The sequence below is a fragment of the Streptomyces sp. NPDC005566 genome, assembly GCF_040605575.1.
Classification (GTDB): Bacteria; Actinomycetota; Actinomycetes; order Streptomycetales; family Streptomycetaceae; genus Streptomyces.
The window spans coordinates 82375-101631 of the sequence record NZ_JBEXDB010000012.1 but is presented as its reverse complement, the minus strand read 5'-3'; the positions used below and the strand labels follow the sequence as shown (position 1 = coordinate 101631).

The following is a 19257-nucleotide window of genomic DNA, read 5'->3' as shown; positions in this document are numbered from 1 at the left end:
CGTTCCTCGATTTCCGAGTGCCCGGTGGGCAGTGGACGATCTTTTCCTCAGAGAGCCGAGGAAGGGCCCCCGAGGTTGTCCGGCGGCTCAGGAGTCACGGATCGTTGGCCGAAAGCCGGTCGTACGGTGTGGAATGAGACGTTGTCCTGCCGTTTCCGCCCCGAACGCCCAGGGCGTGTGTTACGCGGAGCCGGGCCCCGGGATCTTCGTGCCGGTCGTCGGGCACGATGCGGGTACACCCGCCGGCACGGAGCGCCTCGTGCGCCTCGTGCAGCGACGGCGACCGCGCTCGCCGCGGCCGGGCACACGCCCTCCTCGTGGCCGGCCCCGACGTCCGGGCGGACCGCATACCGGACCGGGCTCGGCACTCCGCCACCGCGCGGGGCATTGAGGTGCCGGTGACAGGGCGGTGGCGCATGCTGGTCATGTGACCTGGAGACCCGACGGCGGCCGGGCACCGGGCGGCCCCTCTCTGGTGCTCGCCCAGGCTGTCGTCAGTGCGATCGAGGCCGCCGACGGGTACGCCGGCGGCATCTACCTGCGCTCCCGCACACCAGGGCTGCTGCTGATGGCGGTTCTCGCCGGTCTTCCCGCCCCCCTCATGCGCCCCTGGTGGCGCATGCACGTGAACCGCCCCTTCCCGGTGGCCGAGGCGTACCGCTCGGGCAGGCCCGTGTACCTCGGCGACGCCGAGGACGCCATGCGGCGCTTTCCGCAGCTCATGGCAGGTCTGCCGTTCCCCTTCGGTTCGCTGTACGTACCTGTCAGGAGCGGGCGCACCATCGTCGGTGTGCTCGTCGTGCTGCGCTATGCCACCCGCGGGGAGCCGGTCGGCGGGGCGGACCGCGTAAGGCTGCAGGCCATCGCGGAACATCTCGGCGCCGACATCGCGGAACTGGAGAGGAGCGGGCCGCCCGCCGAGTGGGAAGGCGACCCCATGAGCGTCCGGCTGCCGGCGGAAACGTCGCAGCCGATGCGGATCGGCCACTTCGACTGGGACCTCCGTACCGGCGCGGTCACCGCGGACGACGAGGCGTGCCTGATCCTCGGCGCCGAGCCCGCGGACCTCCCGCCGCACACCGTGGACGCTCTGACCGCCCGGCTGCTGCCGGAGGACGTGTGCGGACTGTGGACCCTGGGCAGCCGGGCCGCACGGTCGGCACAGCCGCACGTACGCCGGATGCGGCTGCGCGGCCCCGACGGCCGGTCGCTCCTGCTCGAGCTCTCGGGCCACGGGCCCGGTGCCGGGCCCGCACACCATCTGACCGGTGTGCTGCTCGACCCGGGTGTCGAGCCCGTCGTCCCGGAGGCCGCCGACCGGCTCCCGCGTGGTGTGCTCTCCCACGACCGGCTCGGACGGATCACCTACGTCAACAGGCTCGGCGAGGAGATCCTGGGGCGCAGACGGGCGGAGCTGGTGGGACGGCTCCTGTGGGACGCGTTGCCCTGGCTCGCGAAGCCCGCCTACGAGGACCACCACCGGGCGGCCCTCTTCTCCGACGCCCCCGTGCACTTCCGCGCCGGTCGCACCCCGACCGAATGGCTGTCCGTGGCCATGTTCCCGGGCCGTGACGGGGTCACGGTCACGGTCTCGCCCGCGCCGCAGCCCGACTACGCGCCGCATTCCGGCACACCGGGTGTCGGCCTCGGTTCCGCCGCCGACCGCGCGACCGTCCTGTACCGCCCGGTCGCCCTGGCCATCGCGCTGACGGAGGCCGTCACGGCCCGGCAGGTGTCCGCCGTGGTCACGGAGGAACTGCTGCCCGCGTTCGGCGGCAGGCAGCTGGCCATCTACCTGCAGAACGAGGGGCGCCTCTACCTGGCATGGGAGACGGGATTCCCGAAAGGCTTCCTGGACCGCTTCGACGGCGTCGGCCTCGACGCCCACATCCCCGGAGTGGACACGCTCACGACCGGCCGCCCGCTGTTCTTCGAGTCCATGGAGAAGCTGGCGGCCTCCTACCCCGGCATCCCCATGGACACGAGCGTCGGCGCCCGCGCCTTCCTGCCGCTCATCGCCTCCGGGCGGCCGGTCGGCTCGTGCATCCTCGGCTTCGACCAGCCTCGGGGCTTCAGCCCCGAGGAGCGCACCGTGCTCACCGCCCTGGCCGGACTCATCGCCCAGGCGCTCCAACGGGCCCAGCGCTACGACACCGAGGCCGCCCTCGCGCGTGGGCTGCAGGACGCTCTGCTGCCGCACCGGCTGCCCATGGTCGAAGGCGTCGACACCGTCGGGCGCTACCTCTCCGGCACCCAGGGCATAGAAGTGGGCGGAGACTGGTACGACGTCATCGAGACCGGCAGCGGGTTGGCCCTGGTCATCGGGGACGTGCAGGGGCACGGTGTCGCAGCAGCCGCGACGATGGGACAACTGCGCAGTGCGGTAAGGGCGTTCGCCCTCAGCGGGCACGACCCCCAGGAGATCATGAGCGCCACCAACCGGCTGCTCATCGACCTCGATCCGGGACAGTTCGCCAGCTGCTGCTACGTCGTGCTCGACCCCGGCACCGGGTTCACCCAGGCCGTACGGGCCGGGCACCCCCAGCCCGTACTGCGGCACCCCGACGGCCGGACCGAGGTCCTGGACCTCCCGGGCGGCGTCGTGCTCGGCGTCGACCCCGAGGCGTCGTATCCGGTGACCGAACTGCAGCTCTCCCCGGGCGCCGTGCTCGCCCTGTTCACCGACGGCCTCGTGGAGAAGTCGGGAGAGGACATCGACATAGGGATCGAGCGTCTGCGCAGAACCCTCGGAGAGGTGGGCCACGCGCCCCTCGCCGAGATGGCGGACCGGGTCATCGGGCAGGCGATCCAGGACGAGCACCGGCCCGACGACATCGCGCTCCTGCTGGCCGCCTGCGGGGTGTCGCCCGGCTGACCGGGCCGGGTAGGTTCGCCCGGTGGGTATGGAGCGCGCAGGAACCGTGCGGGGTGCGACGCCCCCGGGATGTGCCGAGTGCGGCGGCACGGTCGCCCCCGACGGGCACTGCTGGGACTGCGGCGCGGCGCAGCCGGCGTTCCGTTCGCATGTGGAGATCGCGGCGGACACCGGTGCGGCGGCGGTCAGCGACCGCGGCAGACGCCGCGCGATCAACGCGGACGCCATGGTGCTGACCGCGGTCGGCCGGTGGACGATCGGCGTGGTCTGCGACGGTGTGTCGATGTCACCGCGTGCCGAGCGTGCCGCGAAGGTCGCGGCCGACGTCGGCGCGAGGTGGCTGACGACGCGTCTGAGCGCCGGAGTCCTGCCGGAGACCGCCCTCGACGAGGCGGCCGTCCGCGCGGCGCACGCGGTCGCGGCGCTGGCCGCATCGAAGGACGCCGCCCCGGCCTGCACCTATGTCGCGGGCATCGCAGGTCCGCAGGGCATCTGGAGTTCCTGGATCGGCGACAGCCGCGCGTACTGGCTTCCGGACGAGGGACCGGGAATGCCGCTGACCGAGGACGACACCGGCGAGCACGAGGCGCTGTCGGCCTGGCTGGGAGCGGATGCGGGGGAACCGGCGCCGCAGGTGCGGAGCTACCGGCCGTCGGTGTCCGGCCGCCTCCTGCTGTGCACCGACGGGCTGTGGCGGTACCTGCCCGACGCCGAGGCGCTGCGGTCGGCGCTGCCCCACCGGCGGCGGGGGGCGTCGGCCCGGGGCGACGGCCTGATCGAGGACGCGCGGTGCCTGGTGGACTTCGCCCTCGACGCGGGAGGGCACGACAACGTCACCGCACTGCTGATTCCCGTCGGCACCTGACGCGCCCGTGTCCCTCATACGGACGCGGCCCGGGGCGGACTGCGCCGGGGATGTGCTCGTGAGGCATCCTCTGCTGGTTGGGTAGAACGGGCCCGGAGCGGCGGGCGCACGTCCGGTGCGCAGCCGGCACGTGCCTGTGACGGCGAGGGATTTGGAACAAGATGGCAGAGAACTCGGACCTGTTGGCCTTCGTGCGGGCGCGCCTTTCCGAGGAGGAGCGCACCGCCCAGGAAGCCGGCGGCGAGGGCTGGCGGTGCCCTGCGGAGGCACCCGGTGAGGTACACGACCGCACCAGCGGTATCGCCTTCGTCGTGCGGAACCGTGGTTACGACCGGCACATCGCCCTGCAGGACCCCGCGCGCACACTGCGCCGCATCGAGACGCACAGGGTCCTGCTGGACGAGTACGAGGAGATCGCGTCCATGGACACGGACCGTCCGGGCCAGGACTTCGTCTCCGGCCGTGCCGTGGGGCTCGGGTTCGTCGTCAGACAGATGGCCGCGGAGCACGCCGGGCACCCCGACTACCGGGTGAAGTGGCTGCCCAGGTACTCGCATTGGGGCCCGCCCGCTGCGCCCGGGGCGTGACCGGGCCGGGCGCGACCGGTCGGGACTGACGAATCGGTTCGGGGCGGCGGCGAATGAGTACGGGGGAGCGGCCGGCCTGAGTACGTCGCCCGATCTCGCGGCGGGCCGCCGCTGATCGAATGGGAACCATGCTCCCCGACGCGCCGCGGCGCCCCCGCATCCAGAACCTGACGAGTGCCGGTACGGCCCTGGCCGTGACCCTGCTCCCGTTGGCTGCCGGCGTGCTGCTGGCCAGGACGATGGCGCTCGATCCGATGACCTCCGTCAATGCGATGGTCACCAGCGGTGGGCAGCGTGCCCGCATCGGGCCGGCGGGCTGGGCGCTGAACGCTCGAACGCGTGAGCTTCTTTCCCGACGTAATGGAACTTTTGTCCAGGAAAGCGCTGTCGCTTTCGTTACACGATGTGTGCGGGCCGGGCGGGGGTGCGCGGGGAGCGGAGCGAGGCGCGGCGGGGGCGCTGCGACCAGGGAAACGGCCCACTGAAAGGGTCGGTGCAATGATCAACGGTTGACAGGTATACGACCGATGGGATCGGTGTCGATTGCAGTCGTGTGTGACAGAAATGTCCGTACTTTGTCACACGAACCAGGGCATCTTCCGGCCACAGCGAAAGCGGGACAAAGTTTGCGTTCCCGGCAGTACGCCGGGGCCGAACAACGCCCGGCACTTCGTTCCGGGCCTGCATGATGAGGGGTTTCCATGTCCCGTTCCGCACGACGGATCACCGCTACCGTTCTCGCCTCGGGCGCACTGCTCGCCGCAGCGGCACTCCCTGCCAGCGCCGATGGCCGGGACCACGGCAACAACAGGCCGGCCCAGCGCTCGGCTGTCGTCCTGGGCAAGATCCAGCACGACAGTCCCGGCCGGGACAACGCGTCCAACCGCAGCCTGAACGCGGAGTGGGTCACCGTGACCAATACCGGACGCCGTGCCGTCAACCTCCGTGGCTGGACGCTCACGGACGAGAGCCACCGCTCCTACCGCTTCGACCTCCGCCTGCCCGGCCGCTCCTCCGTCCGGGTCCACACCGGCGTGGGCCGGGACACGAGGCACGACGTGTACCAGGACCGCCGCAACTACGTGTGGGACGCCAGGGACACCGCGACCCTGCGCGACAACCGTGGCCACAAGGTCGACTCCAAGTCCTGGGGTCGTCACAACGGCGGCGGCAACAACGGCGGCGGTAACCACAACGGTGGCGGTCACAACAACGGCGGAGGCCACCACAACGGTGGTGGCGGCAACCGCTGATCCGACGGCTTGATGCGGCGTACCACGGCTTCGGGGCCGTGGTACGCCGCAGTGCGTTCGCCTGAGAAAGCCACGGTGCGAGCGGCGTCGGACGGGGGAGCGGCCCGCATCCGGCGGGTGGCGAGCCGCGCCGGGCGGGGGCTGTGCATCGGGAAGTCGCCGGTGATGTCAGGATGGCCTCATGACCATCAAGGCGTATTTCGACATCACCATCGACAACGAGCCCGCCGGGCGGATCGTGTTCAACCTTTTCGACGACGTGGCGCCCAAGACCGCGGAGAACTTCCGCGCACTGGCCACGGGCGAGAACGGCTACGGCTACGCCGGTTCGCCGTTCCACCGTGTCATCCCCGACTTCATGCTGCAGGGTGGCGACTTCACCCGGGGTGACGGCACCGGTGGCAAGAGCATCTACGGCGAGAAGTTCGCCGACGAGAACTTCACCCTGAAGCACAACAAGCCGGGTCTGCTCTCGATGGCCAACGCGGGCCCGAACAGCAACGGTTCGCAGTTCTTCATCACCACCGTCCTCACCCCGTGGCTCGACGGCAAGCACGTCGTGTTCGGTGAGGTCGCCGACGAGCCCAGCATGGAGCTGGTCCGCAAGATCGAGTCCTACGGCTCGTCGACCGGCCGGACCAAGTCCCAGATCGCGGTCTCCGCGTCCGGGGTCCTCTGACACTCGCAACGGGGCTCCCGGCCGCGCTTCCCGCAGGCCGGGGCCCCGCACGCAGCCCGTTGAAGACGGTGCGGCCGCCGTGTCGGCCCGAGCGCGGGCACGCGGAACCGTAGCGTGGCGCGGGCAACCGCTGACGCATGCGGTTCCGGACCGGAGTGGCGCCATGTGCTGGAGTGCGACCGCCGATCTCGTCGCGGGCGCGGGAGTCATCGCGATCGGGGTGGCCTGCGTCGCGCGACCGCCACGGCCCCGCGACCTGCCCCTCGCCTCGCTGCCGCTGCTGCTCGGGGCGCACCAGATCGTCGAAGCGGTCATCTGGCGCTCCGGAGGCGGCAGCGGGACCGCCACCCTCATCTGGGCCGTCATCGCGCTCCCCCTGCTGGCACTCTGGATGCCGCTCGGAGTGCTGTGCGCGGCGCCGCCCACGGCCCGTCGCCGCCTGGCGGTTCCCCTCGCGGCCGGCATCGCGACCGCCGCGGCTCTGTCGTACAGCCTGGCCACGCGCCCCGTAAGGGCCGACATCCGCGGCCACACACTCGGCTACGTCCTCGACCTGGCCCTCCCGGAACCGGTCGTGGCGGGATACCTGCTCGCCACCGTCGGGGCCCTGCTGCTCTCGGGTGACCGGTGGCTCGTGGTGCTGGGCCTCCTGGTCGCCGTGGGCGCGGCCGTCTGCGTCGCACTGTGGCGCACGGAATTCATCTCCACCTGGTGCGCCCTCGCGGCGGTGTGCTCGGTCGTGCTTCTCGGCTGGGCACGGCGGCGCCCGGCCGCCGGGGGCTGAACCCGGCTCCGCCCGGCCGCCGGGGGCTGAACACGGCTCCGCCGTGCCCGAAAGGCGTCCCGGTGCGAGGGGTGCCAGGGTGGAGACGGCCCCCGTACACCGTGGACGGGCGACGGAAGGAGCGTAAGGTGCGCATCGATCTTGCCGGCAGGACCGCGGTCGTCACCGGCTCCTCGCAGGGCATCGGCCTCGCCATCGCCACCGGGCTCGCCGACGCCGGGGCGCGCGTCGTCCTCACCGGTCGTGGCCTGAACCGTCTGGAGACGGCGGCGGACGTGCTGCGCGGGACCGTGCCGGACGCGACCGTCCTCACGCTTGCCTGCGACCTGACCACCGAGCAAGGAGCGGCCGAGCTGTACGAGGCCGTGCCGGCTGCCGACATCCTCGTCAACAACCTCGGCATCTTCGGTGCGAGGCCGCCCCTGGAGATCACCGACGAGGAGTGGCGCACCTACTTCGACACCAATGTCCTCAGCGCCGTACGGCTGATCCGCAGCTATCTGCCCGGAATGACCGAGCGGGGCTGGGGGCGGGTGCAGAACATCGCAAGCGATTCCGCCATCGTGATCCCCGCCGAGATGATGCATTACGGCATGACGAAGACCGCGCTGCTGGCCGTCTCCCGAGGCTTCGCCAAGGAGGCCGCCGGTACCGGGGTGACCGTGAACTCGGTGATCGCAGGCCCGACCCACACCGGTGGCGTCGAGGACTTCGTCTACGAACTGGTGGACAGGGACCTGCCGTGGGACGAGGCGCAGCGCGAGTTCATGCGGCTGCACCGCCCGCAGTCCCTGCTGCAGCGGCTGATCGAGCCGGAGGAGATCGCGCACATGGTCGTCTACCTCAGCTCCCCGCAGGCATCGGCCACCACGGGTGCCGCGGTGCGAGTGGACGGCGGCTACATCGACTCGATCGTGCCCTGAGCCCCTGTGCTGGCATGATCAAGGGCATGAACGAGAGCATCATCGCCGCGTGTGACGGGGCATCCAAAGGAAATCCGGGACCTGCCGCCTGGGCATGGGTCGTGGCGGATGCCGAGGGCCGCCCGCAGAGGTGGGAGGCCGGTCCGCTCGGCACCGCCACCAACAACGTCGCGGAACTCACCGCACTGCAGGAGCTGCTGAAGTCCACGGATCCGGCCGTGCCGGTCGAGGTGCGCATGGACTCCCAGTACGCGATGAACGCGGTGACCAAGTGGCTCCAGGGCTGGAAGCGCAACGGCTGGAAGACCTCGGGGGGCAAGCCGGTCGCCAACCGCGAGCTGGTGGTCGGCATCGATGAGCTGCTCGGCGGCCGGAGTGTGAGCTTCCGCTACGTGCCCGCGCATCAGGTGAACGGTGATCCGCTCAACGCGATCGCCGATCAGGCCGCGAGCGAGGCGGCCGTTTCGCAACAGGCCGCAGGAAGCGCGCACGGTTCCCCCGGACTGCCGGTGCCGGCTCCCGCCCGCTCGACGAAGGGCCGGACCTCGAGTGCGTCGAGTGCGGGCACCGACGGAGCCGCCTCACGCTCCACCGCGACGATCCGGGCGAAGTTCTCGGGCCGGTGCCACTGCGGAAAGCCGTACGCGGCGAAGGACATGATCGCGAAGAACCCGATGGGCTGGGGCCACCCGGAGTGCCGGACGGCTGTCGCCTGAGCGGTTCAGATGTCGGCCCACACCAGCCGACTGGAGAGGCTGGTGCGCGTTCCCCATCGCGTCGCCAGCGCGTCCACGAGCATCAGCCCCCGGCCGTCCTCGGCGAGTGAGTCGATATCCGTGATGTCGGGGCAGTCGGTGCCGTCGACGGCCCCGGCAAGGTCCCGGTGGTTCGCGCCGGCCCGGCCGCCCTGGCCGTGAGGTCCGTCCCCGGGCGAGTGCGACAGCTCGGGGCGGCGCGGCGTCGGGCCGTGGGAACCGTGCGAGGCCGACTTCGCGTCCATGGGCCGCGTCGGAGCCGGAACACGGGCCCGGCCGCGGTTCCACACGCAGATCCGCACCCCTTCGGAGGAACGCAGGAGCCTGCAGCGGACCCTACGACCCGAGGTGTGCTGCACCGCGTTCGTGACCAGCTCGGTCACGACCAGGGCGGCTGTTTCGACCCGGTCGTCAGGCTCTCCCCAGTCCCGCATCGCCTCCTGGACACGGTGGCGCGCTTCCGGCACCCCCTCGGGAAGACGGGGGATCCACCAGCTCTGTGCGCTCCTCCCGCTCGGGTCCTCCGGAGCGAGGCGCGAGCGGGTGTCTATTTCCGGCATGTATGTACTCTCGGCGCAAAGTGCATACTTTGCAAGTGACAGAATGTCCGGGTTGCTCTGTTTCGGAGCTCTCATGAGGAAGGCGGGCGCATGAGGCCCCGATCCGGCCCCACGGTCGAGCACCGTGTCCTCGCGGCACGTCTGCGGATTCTGCGGGAACGCGCGGGTGTCAGCCTGCAGGCGGCCGCACGGGCCCTCGACGCGCACCCGGCCACAGTGCGCCGCATCGAACGCGCCGAGACCGGGCTGGACGCCCGCCAGGTCCGGGTCCTGCTGGACCGCTACGAGGTTCCCGAGGCGGAGGCGGAACCGATCATCACCGGCCTGGGGGCCGCGAACCTGCCCGGATGGTGGCACCGCTGGCGGGACGCGATGGAGCCGTGGCGGCAGGAGGTCATCGGCCTCGAGTCCTCGGCCTCGCTCGTACGGACCTGGCATCCCGCGCTCGTCCCCGAACTGCTGCGCACTCCGGCCTACGCGGCTGCCCTGGACCGGACCCTGTGCCCCACGGACACCGAGGCGCAGCTCACCCGGCGCCTCGAGCTGCTGCAGGAGCGCCAGCGGCGTCTGGAGGACCGCGGCGCGGCCCTGTGGGCCCTGTTCCCGGCTGCGGCGCTGTATACCCGGGTGGGCGGTCCCGAGGTGATGACCGAGCAGTGGGCGGTGCTCGCCGAGGCCGCACACCAGCCGCACCTCACCGTGCAGGTGATGCCCCTCGACTCCCCGCCGCACCCCATGACCGCCGTCCCACCGCTGCACCTCCTGCGGGTGTCCGCTCCCGAGATCGGCGACCGGGTGATTCTCGAGGCCCCGGGGGGCCGGGTCGACATCGTCGACGAGCCGGGCGCGGTGATGGACCTCCGCATCAGGCTGGACGCCGCCTGCGCGGCCGCTCCGCACCCGGGAACCCCTCTGCCGGCGGCCCGATGAGGGCGGCCGGGCCGACGTGCGGGGTCCCCTGTGGTTTCGGACGCCCGATGCCGGTCACCCGCGCTGTGCGGACCGGCCGCGGTCCGGCACGACCTCTTCGGACGATACGTAACGGAGGAGAAGGACTCATGGACACATGGCCCATGAACGGGGCAGGCAAGCAGTGCGCCCCGAAACGACGCACCCGCCCCCGCACGCGCCCTCAGGCCGGGAGCGGGGACGTGGGATCCGGGAGCTCCGGCGTTCGGACGGGTGGACGATAGGCCATGGACACCTCCGTCTGGCTCGTCATCGGCGGGCTCGTCGCCCTGCTCGCGGCGGGCGTCGCCGCCGTACTCCTGGTACGGGTCTTCCGGGCCAGGAAGCTGCTCCTCGATGCGGGAATCCCGCTGCGCAACAAGGCGCTGATGTGGGCCGCGGTGATCTACACGGTGTCGCCCGTCGACCTGTTGCCGGATCCCGTGTACCTCGACGACATCGGCTTCCTGCTGCTGGCCCTGCGCTCACTGCACAGCGCCGCGAACGCCGCCGGACTGGGGACGCGGAGCGGAAAACAGGCCCGTGAAGCGGCAACCTTTCGGCGTCCGGGAGCAACTGACGTGACGTAAGCCATCCCCGGCCGGAAGGTGCGTACCGTGGACCCTCTGCTCCCCCACCCCGATCCCCGCTCCCACCGCAGGCGACGCCGGATCACCCGTAACCGGGCACTGCTCGGTTCGCTGACGGCAGGCCTGCTCGCCGCAGCCGGACTGGTCGCCCTCGGCCCCACCTCGCACGCCGCCACCGCCCGGCAGGCCGAGGCACTCGACCGCGGCGTCGTCAGCGTGCACACCGACAGCGGCAACCTCATCAGCTGGCGCTGGCTGGGCACCGACCCCGACGGCGTGTCCTTCAACGTCTACCGGGCCGGCACGAAGGTCAACGCCTCGCCCGTCACCGCCTCGACGAACTACTTCCACTCGGGCGCACCCGCCACCGCCGACTACACGGTGCGGGCAGTCGTCAACGGCACGGAGCAGGGCGACTCGGTCAACGCCATCCAGTTCCGCGCCGGCTACAAGGACGTTCCCATCAGCCCTCCCGCGGGCGGCACGACCCCCGACGGGGTCGCCTACACGTACGAGGCCAACGACGCGTCCGTAGGTGACCTGGACGGCGACGGAGCCCTCGACTTCGTACTGAAATGGCAGCCCACCAACGCCAAGGACAACTCCCAGTCCGGCTATACGGGCAACACGATCATCGACGGGATCCGGCTCGACGGCACCCGGCTCTGGCGGGTCGACCTCGGACGCAACATCCGCTCCGGCGCTCACTACACCCAGTTCCAGGTGTACGACTACGACGGCGACGGCCAGGCCGAAGTGGCGACGAAGACGGCCGACGGCAGCGTCGACGGAACCGGCAAGGTGATCGGCAGCTCCTCCGCCGACTACCGCAACTCCTCCGGATACGTCCTGTCCGGACCCGAGTTCCTCACGATGTTCAACGGCCGGACCGGCGCTGCCATGGGCACCGTCGACTACGTACCCGCACGCGGCACGGTGTCCTCCTGGGGTGACTCGTACGGCAACCGGGTCGACCGATTCCTCGCCGGCACCGCCTACCTGGACGGGGCCAGACCCTCCCTGATCATGGCGCGCGGCTACTACACGCGCAGCGTCATCGCCGCATGGGACTGGCGGGGCGGTGCCTTCACCCGGCGCTGGACCTTCGACACCAACAGCTCGACCAACTCCGGCAAGGGGTACGACGGTCAGGGCAACCACCAGCTGTCGGTCGCCGACGTCGACGCCGACGGCAAGGACGAAATCGTGTACGGGGCCATGGCCGTGGACGACAACGGCAGCGGACTGTGGACGACGAAGAACGGCCACGGCGACGCCATGCACGTCGGGGACCTCGACCCCTCCCGGGCGGGACTGGAGGAGTTCAAGGTCGACGAGGACAGCTCGAAGCCGTCCTCGTGGATGGCGGAGGCGAAGACGGGCAAGATCCTCTGGTCCACCCCTGCCAGCGGCGACAACGGCCGCGGGGTGTCCGCAGACATCTGGTCCGGCAGCGCCGGCGCCGAGTCCTGGTCCTCCGCCGTCTCCGGGGTGCGCAACCCGCAGGGCACCGTGGTCACCAGCCGGAAGCCGTCCAGCTCGAACTTCCTGTCCTGGTGGGACGGCGACACGACCCGTGAACTCCTCGACGGCACCCACATCGACAAGTACGGCACCTCGGCGGACACGCGCCAGCTGACCGGTGCCTCGGTCCACAGCAACAACGGCACCAAGGCCACGCCGGCGATCTCCGGCGACATCTTCGGCGACTGGCGCGAGGAAGTCGTCTGGCCGACGACCAACAACACGGCGCTGCGGATCTACTCGACGCCGTACGAGACCGGCACCAAGATCACCACACTGCTCCACGACACCATGTACCGCACCGCGCTGGCCTGGCAGAACACCGCGTACAACCAGCCGCCGCACCCCAGCTTCGCCATCGGCAGCGGAATGGCCACCGCACCGCGGCCGCAGATCACCACGCCGTAACTGCGGAAACCTGGGTGTGCCCCTCACGAAGAGGCGACTGCGAGTGACGCACTTGCAGTCGCCTTTTCACTGCCTGGACGCCTCTGGGGAGAATCTGGTTACGTCCAGAGGGAGTTGAGAATTCTGGCGGCACTGTCGTCTGGGCCCTACTCGCCCCGGCCGGGAACCTTCACCACGCAACAGCGCTGGGCAGGGACCGGGTTCGGCCGGCCGCGCGGCGGTCGCGGAATTCACACGTTCCGCAAGCCTGTCCGCTTCATCAAGGAGAGCGCGGGCAGCCTCATGCCGGCCGTTGGCCGCGTAGGCCTCGGCTCGTTCCCGGAGGATGTCGGCCACCTCGTACAGGGAGGTGCTGCCGCGTGGGTCGCCGCGACCTCGTAGTGGCGGTCCCCGGTCCGGCCGAGGAGCGAGGCGGAGGCGAGGGCGTCGCGCATCTGCTCGGCCATGTCGCAGACGACGTATGAGCCGCACCACCTGCGTGCCCGCCCCGTCAAGATCACCGTCGCCCGAAAATGACGAGCAGTCCCACGCCCGGCAGTGGAAGATGTCCGTCGGCCGGCACACAGGGGAGCACGCGGAGAAGAGCAGATCAAAGCCCGCACCTTGCCCGGCGCAGCGCCCGGATCAAGCAGACTCGACCGCCCCCAAGGAGTCCCACATGAGCGACAGTATCGATCTTGCCGCCTTGAACTCGGCAACCAAGTACCCGTCCATCCCGACCTATCACGTGCTCGGTGAGCGTGGCGCTCTCACCGAAGACGCCACCCCGTTCGCCGGCGATGTGGTCGTCACGGAAAAGGTCGACGGAACGAACGCCCGCATCATCCAACTTCCGGGCGCGGACTGGTTCATCGGAAGCCGCGAGGAGCTCCTTACCGCCCGTGGCGACCGGGTGACCAACCCGGCGCTGGGGATCGTCGGGGCGCTGCGCACCGTCGCCGACGGCCTCGCCGCGAGGGACAGCATCAACGTCCTCTACTTGGAGGTGTACGGGGCGAAGGTGGGTGCTGCGGCGAAGCAGTACACCGGGACCGGGCAGGTCGGGTACCGGCTGTTCGACGTGGCGACGGTGCCGCTGGAGGTTCTGGGCTGGCCGGTCGAGCGCATATCCGCATGGCGCGAGGGGGGTGGGCAATCGTTCCTCACCGAGGAGGCCCTGACCGTCGCCGCCAAGCTGGAAGGCATCCCGCTCACCCCCCGCCTCGATGTCATCGCGGCGGGAAGTCTGCCGACGAGTGTCGACGGGATGAGCGCCTGGCTCAACGCCAGTTGGCTGCAGACCCAGGTAGCGCTGGACGGCCGGGCGACGGGCCGTGCGGAAGGTGTGGTGCTCCGCACCGCCGACCGTTCGGTGATTGCGAAGGCGCGGTTCGAGGATTACGCGCGGACCCTCAAACGCCGTACCCAGACGGCCCGCACTCGCTGACCGTTCTGCCCGCACCCGAGTGGCCGACCTGCATCACCCAGAAACGTACCTTCTCCGCTCATGGGGCGGCGGCTGCAAAGGTGCTGCTCACAGTCGCCGAATCCATGCCGGTGCCGAATAATCGAAGCGCTGGTCCCGCCCTTACCGGCTAGAGTGAGGCCACGACTTCAAGCACCTCCCGGTGCGCAGGCCGCGGTTACTTCTTTGGGTAGAACCACTTCGGTGGGCGGGGATCGAACCCCGCAGACCCGCAGCCGTCCTGATCTCGGGAGGCACAGCGTCGGGGGTGCCCGGTGCGCAGGCAGGGGATACTTCCACTCATAATGGGGCGGTCGCGGGTTCGAATCCCGTCGGAGGCTCAGGGCTTCCGTAGCTCAGTGGTAGAGCACCTTGTTCCCCAGCCGATTTGATCTCGGGCACCCCACGCTGCGATTCCCCTCCGCGTGTCCGCCGCCGACGCGGCCCGGGGGTCAGCCGGTCGCCGAAGACAGTGCTTACGGGCAGCTCTCCTCGTACTTCACCGCGGTGAACTCGACGGGCTGACCGTTCAGGGCAGCTCCCGGGGCCGGCGACTGGGTGCACACCTGCCAGTTGCTCTCCAGCAGGACCATGCGGTCCTGCGCCGCGTCCGTCGTTGTGATCGACGTACCCGGGTCCAGGGCGCCACGGGCTGCCTTGACGGACTTCCCGACCAGGTTCGGCATCTTTCCGCCCGCCACCTCAGGAGCCTTGGCGTCTGCGGCGGGGCAGGCCTCATCGAGCTTCACCGCACCGAAGTCCAACTCGGTGTCGGTAGGAACCGACTTCCCCGCCTTGACGCTCTGGGAGCAGACCTTCCAGTTCCGGTCGAGTGCCTGCAGCCTGTCGCGGCCGGCGCTGTCATGGGACGTCAGCAGGGAGAAGCCCTCTGCCTGGGCTGTGTCCTGCGCCGACTGCAGGCCCATGCCGACGAAGTTCGGGACGGCTTCGGACGCGGCCGGCTCGTCGGCCTTCTCGGACGGCGGTGCGGTACGGGCGGGGGCAGCGGTGGAGGTCTCGGAGACGGCAGGCGCCGCGGGCTTCGGATCCGTGGCGGCCGGGTCGCAGCCGACCAACGGCGCGGCGGCAAGACACGCGAGGACAGCGGCGAGTGTGCGGGTGTTCACGTTGTCCCCCAAGGGTGGTTCATGGAGGCATGACCGTAGCGGTGCGGTATGCGACAAGGGGCGCAGGATGTTCCGGTAGTGACAGAGTTGTGACCGAGTGGTGGGGGGGTGATGTCCCGTCAACCGGTCGTCAGACCACCGTTGTTCCAGGTCGTCGGCATCACTCAGGCGGTGAGGTGTCCCCACGCGATGGAGGCTGCGAGCAGGAGATGGACCGAGTTCACCGTCACGAGCTTGAACCGGCCGAGGCGGCCGTGGGTGACCATCGTGCCGACCATCAGAAGGATCCAGCACAGCGCGGTCGCCGGCACCATGACCGGAGCGATGCCGGCGTCCAGCTTGCCCACCCGCCTTCAGCGGCGCGCGGTCAGTCGCCCGTCACCGGGTCGCGCCGCGTGAGGCAGTAGACGCCGCCCGCAGGGTCCCGCAGCACCGTCCATGCGGGGCCCTTGCGGATGAGCGTGGCACCGCACCGCTCGTGCCAGACCTGCCCGGCACCGAGGTCGGGGCACGCGATGTCCAGATGCGCCGAGGCGGGACGAGCCTCGTCCAGCCGTTGGAGGAGCAGGTGCACCGGCAGGTCCAGGTGAGGGCGCAGCACATGGAACTCCTTGTGATCACCGGGAGTCGACTCCCAGCCGGTCAGTGCCGTCCAGAAGGAGACCTCCGCGTCGAACGCGGCCGGTGCGACATCGAGACAGAGCTGGTCCAGACGGCTCTCGGGGCCTTCGGGGCTTCCGGGGCCTCCGGGTCCGGCGAAGACCGGCGGGCGGACCTTCTGGCCGCGCCAGGGCACGGCACAGAACCGCTGACCGCCGGGGGAGCGCAGCACGCTCAGCTCCGGCCCTTGTGCCTCCACCACGGCGCCCAGCCGGGTGGCATGCGCGGTGAACGCCGGGATGTCCTCCACCGCCAGATCCGGATGGGCTCCGCCGGCCCGGCCGACGGCCTGAACCGCCAGGCAGGCGTCGGCACCGTCGGCGAGCAGCGTGGTGAACTCGCCCCGGTCGCCGGACCGGGCGGACTCGTGCGTTCCCGTGACCGCGGTCCAGAACTTCCGTGCGGGGCCGACGACGGCTGTCGGGCGGTCGATGAGGGCGTACGTCCAGCGAATCACGACGCTCCTTTGCTGGGTCGGGTTCATGGCCGGCACCGCCATCGTGCCAGGGGCGCCCGTCCCGCTGGTTCGTTCACCACCCGTTCACCGGTGGGATCCGCCCGGGGCATTCCCCCCGGCGCAGTGGGGATCTACGCTCGGCGGCGCAACGATCAACGTGGGAGGCGCCGGAAAGCGACGTCCGACAACGTTGTCCAACCTGCGGAAGGTACGACATGTCCCCCAGACCTCCCGCGGCCCGGCGCTTCGGTGCGCGAGCCGCCGCGATCGTCATCACCGGCGCGCTGGCCGCTGCCGTCATGCCGCCGGCCGCCGAGGCCGACGCGCTCGTCACCCGCCCCACCGCTTACGTGGACCCGCTGATCGGCAGTGCGAACGGCGGCAACACCTTCCCCGGCGCCACCCTCCCGTACGGCATGATCGCCTGGTCCCCGACCAGTACGACCGGCGACCAGACCAGCACCGGGGCGGCGAACGGCTACGAGTACGGGGCCACCCGCCTGCGCGGACTGAGCCTCACCCATGTCAACGGTGCCGGGTGCAATCCTGGCGCCGCAGGCGATGTGCCGATCATGCCGTTCGTCGGCGACGTCACCTCATCGCCGTCGGCCGACACCAAGGACGCCGTCTACGCGGCGAACTTCTCCCACGACAACGAGCGCGCCGTGCCCGGCCGTTACACCCTCGGCCTGGACTCCGGCGCCTCCGCCGACCTCGCGGTGAGCAAGCGCGCGGGCGTGGCCGACTTCAGCTTCCCGGCAGGCAAGCCCGCCAACCTGCTCTTCCGGGTGTCCAACTCCCTCAACGGCAGCGAGGACGCCGAGGTCGAGATCGACACCGCGCACCGCAAGGTGACCGGCTCGGTGCTGACCGGGGCGTTCTGCGGGCGGCGCGCCAACGGTGGCACCAACAACCGCAAGAGCTACTACCGGCTCTACTTCAGCGCCTCCTTCGACCGGGACTTCGCCTCCACAGGCACCTGGAAGGACGGCACCCTCGCACCCGGCGCGACCACCGCGAGCGGCGGCGAGGGGTACGCGACCGGCGCCGACCGGGCCGGACGCGGCTCCGGCGGATGGGTCGGCTTCGACACCAGCGCCGATACGGACGTCCGCATGCGGATCGGGATCTCCTACGTCAGCCAGGCCGGAGCGGAGGCCAACCTCCGCAAGGAGATGGCGCCGAAGGCAGGCGTGGACGACGTCGCCCGGGCAGGATCCCGTGCCTGGGACCAGGAGCTGAGCTCCGTACGCACGGGCGGCGGGAGCGACGCGCAGCGCACCACGTTCTACACCGCGCTGTACCACTCGCTGATGCAGCCCAACCTGATCAGCGACACCGACGGCCGCTACCCGGGCATGGACGGGAAGCCGCACCGTGTGACGCGCGGACAAGGGGCTCAGTACAGCAACTTCTCCGGCTGGGACCAGTACCGCGCCCAGATCCAGCTCCTCGCGCTCCTCAAGCCGAGGATCGCGGGCGACTTCGCCCAGTCCCTGTACAACTTCGCCCAGCAGAACGGCGGGGTCTGGGACCGCTGGGTGCACGTCAACGGTGCCACGCACGTGATGACGGGCGATCCCACGGCGGCCACCCTCGCCACGTTCTACGCGATGGGCGTCAGCAACTTCGACTACGAGGGCGCCTTCGAGTCCCTGGCCCGACAGGCCACCGTGCCCCACCCCGACGGCCTCTCGGACGCCGGATGCCCCGGCCAGTGCACCGGCCAGCGGCCCAACCTCGCCCAGTACCTGGAGTCCCACTACGCACCTCAGGACGTCTGCCACTGCTGGGGCGGCGCCGCCGAGACGCTGGAGGACGCGGTCGCCGACGCCGCACTGGGCCGCTGGGCCCGGCTGCTGGGGCGTGAGGAGGAGGCCGACGCCTTCGACGCACGCGGCCGTTGGTGGCGCAACGTGTTCAACCCCGAGGCCGGCGACGGCGCGGGGACGACCGGCTACATCCAGGCACGCAACCTCGACGGTTCCTGGGTGACCCCGTTCAGCCCCGGCAGCGACCGCGGCTTCGCCCAGGGCACCAGTGCCACGTACACCTGGATGGTCCCGCAGGACGTGCAGGGGCTGGCCGAGGCGATGGGTGGCCGGGACGCCGCGGCCGCGAGGCTGGACTCCTTCTTCCACAAGGCGGACGGCTCCTGGTCGGTGAAGGGCGGCGACGCGCTGCGCTACGACCCGACCAACGAACCCGGCATCCACGCCCCTTGGCTCTACAACGCCCTGGGGAAGCCGTGGAAGACCCAGGAGACCGTGCGGGAGATCGTGAACACGGTGTACGGGACCGGTCCGCGCGGTCTGCCGGGCAATGACGATCTGGGCACCATGTCCGCCTGGTACGTCTTCTCGGCCCTGGGCCTCTACCCGCAGACGCCGGGCAGCGCCACCATGCTCCTGGGTGCCCCGCTCTTCCCGGCTGCGGTGATCGGCCGGCCGCAGGGCCAGGACATCACCATCAGTGCGCCGGCCGCCGATGCGACACATCCGTACATCGACGCCGTCGAGGTCGACGGACGCCCGAGCGACCGGTCGTGGACCGATGCGCGACTGGTCACCCGGGGCGGTTCGCTGAACTACCGGCTCGCCGACCGTCCGAACACCGGCTGGGCCACCGGACCTGCGGGTCTGCCGCAGTAACCGCAGCCCGGGCACACCCCGATCCACCACGATCGGGGTGCGCCCGGGGTGTGCCGACCGACGGGTCGGACGGCCGGGCGCGCGGCGGCCGGTCGGTGACCCAAATTTTCTATCGTTGAAAATTGTGTGTGCGCGACCGTTGTTAAGTGTTTGAGGCTGTGGCTCAA

General features: G+C 70.6%; 17 protein-coding genes. 13 read left to right on the top strand and 4 right to left on the bottom strand.

Annotation, left to right across the window (positions count from 1 at the left end; genetic code table 11):
• Positions 1-427: 427 nt before the first annotated feature.
• The 8 genes from ABZS61_RS20230 (at position 428) to ABZS61_RS20195 (ending at position 8682) form a co-directional block, all read left to right on the top strand.
• A complete protein-coding gene (locus ABZS61_RS20230) occupies positions 428-2875 on the top strand; it encodes a SpoIIE family protein phosphatase (protein ID WP_356422734.1) in 2448 nt (815 codons plus the stop codon).
• A gap of 28 nt (positions 2876-2903) precedes the next feature.
• Positions 2904-3740 carry a protein phosphatase 2C domain-containing protein gene (locus tag ABZS61_RS20225; protein ID WP_356422731.1) on the top strand — a complete coding sequence of 279 codons (837 nt, stop codon included), beginning with the start codon at positions 2904-2906 and terminating at the stop codon, positions 3738-3740.
• Positions 3741-3901: 161 nt separating this feature from the next.
• Complete coding sequence (locus ABZS61_RS20220; RefSeq protein ID WP_356422728.1) at positions 3902-4327, top strand: DUF6221 family protein; 426 nt, start codon at positions 3902-3904, stop codon at positions 4325-4327.
• A gap of 701 nt (positions 4328-5028) precedes the next feature.
• On the top strand, positions 5029-5580 hold the full coding sequence (locus tag ABZS61_RS20215) for a lamin tail domain-containing protein (protein WP_356422725.1): 552 nt from the start codon (positions 5029-5031) through the stop codon (positions 5578-5580).
• Between the two features lie 181 nt (positions 5581-5761).
• On the top strand, positions 5762-6259 hold the full coding sequence (locus ABZS61_RS20210) for a peptidylprolyl isomerase (protein ID WP_356422722.1): 498 nt from the start codon (positions 5762-5764) through the stop codon (positions 6257-6259).
• Between the two features lie 163 nt (positions 6260-6422).
• Complete coding sequence (locus ABZS61_RS20205) at positions 6423-7043, top strand: DUF6629 family protein (protein WP_356422719.1); 621 nt, start codon at positions 6423-6425, stop codon at positions 7041-7043.
• A gap of 128 nt (positions 7044-7171) precedes the next feature.
• Positions 7172-7966 (top strand): SDR family oxidoreductase, encoded by a 795-nt coding sequence (locus ABZS61_RS20200; RefSeq protein WP_356422716.1) that lies wholly within the window; start codon positions 7172-7174, stop codon positions 7964-7966.
• A gap of 26 nt (positions 7967-7992) precedes the next feature.
• On the top strand, positions 7993-8682 hold the full coding sequence (locus tag ABZS61_RS20195; RefSeq protein ID WP_356422713.1) for a ribonuclease H: 690 nt from the start codon (positions 7993-7995) through the stop codon (positions 8680-8682).
• 5 nt (positions 8683-8687) lie between these two features.
• Here the strand turns inward: ABZS61_RS20195 and ABZS61_RS20190 are convergent, their stop codons facing one another.
• Positions 8688-9209 (bottom strand): ATP-binding protein, encoded by a 522-nt coding sequence (locus tag ABZS61_RS20190; RefSeq protein WP_356423107.1) that lies wholly within the window; start codon positions 9207-9209, stop codon positions 8688-8690.
• Positions 9210-9371: 162 nt separating this feature from the next.
• On the opposite strand from ABZS61_RS20190, the gene ABZS61_RS20185 reads away from it, so the two are divergent.
• The 4 genes from ABZS61_RS20185 (at position 9372) to ABZS61_RS20170 (ending at position 14177) form a co-directional block, all read left to right on the top strand.
• A complete protein-coding gene (locus tag ABZS61_RS20185) occupies positions 9372-10211 on the top strand; it encodes a helix-turn-helix transcriptional regulator (protein WP_356422710.1) in 840 nt (279 codons plus the stop codon).
• Between the two features lie 266 nt (positions 10212-10477).
• The gene (locus ABZS61_RS20180) at positions 10478-10819 is read left to right on the top strand and encodes a YkvA family protein (protein WP_356422707.1); all 342 of its coding nucleotides are present in this window, start codon (positions 10478-10480) and stop codon (positions 10817-10819) included.
• Between the two features lie 27 nt (positions 10820-10846).
• Positions 10847-12751, top strand: coding sequence for a rhamnogalacturonan lyase (locus ABZS61_RS20175; RefSeq protein ID WP_356422704.1), 1905 nt, complete (start codon positions 10847-10849; stop codon positions 12749-12751).
• 658 nt (positions 12752-13409) lie between these two features.
• Positions 13410-14177 carry an RNA ligase family protein gene (locus tag ABZS61_RS20170; RefSeq protein ID WP_356422701.1) on the top strand — a complete coding sequence of 256 codons (768 nt, stop codon included), beginning with the start codon at positions 13410-13412 and terminating at the stop codon, positions 14175-14177.
• A gap of 494 nt (positions 14178-14671) precedes the next feature.
• Here ABZS61_RS20170 and ABZS61_RS20165 read toward each other — a convergent pair whose 3' ends face one another.
• From ABZS61_RS20165 to ABZS61_RS20155, 3 genes are all read right to left on the bottom strand, one after another.
• Entirely contained in the window at positions 14672-15322 is a 651-nt protein-coding gene (locus tag ABZS61_RS20165) for a PASTA domain-containing protein (protein WP_356422697.1), read from the bottom strand.
• Positions 15323-15486: 164 nt separating this feature from the next.
• The gene (locus ABZS61_RS20160) at positions 15487-15669 is read right to left on the bottom strand and encodes a hypothetical protein (protein WP_356422694.1); all 183 of its coding nucleotides are present in this window, start codon (positions 15667-15669) and stop codon (positions 15487-15489) included.
• A 20-nt stretch (positions 15670-15689) separates the two neighbouring features.
• The gene (locus ABZS61_RS20155; protein ID WP_356422691.1) at positions 15690-16439 is read right to left on the bottom strand and encodes a VOC family protein; all 750 of its coding nucleotides are present in this window, start codon (positions 16437-16439) and stop codon (positions 15690-15692) included.
• A gap of 215 nt (positions 16440-16654) precedes the next feature.
• Here ABZS61_RS20155 and ABZS61_RS20150 point away from each other — a divergent pair, with 215 nt between their 5' ends.
• Positions 16655-19090, top strand: coding sequence for a GH92 family glycosyl hydrolase (locus ABZS61_RS20150; protein WP_356422688.1), 2436 nt, complete (start codon positions 16655-16657; stop codon positions 19088-19090).
• The last annotated feature ends 167 nt before the right edge of the window (positions 19091-19257 follow it).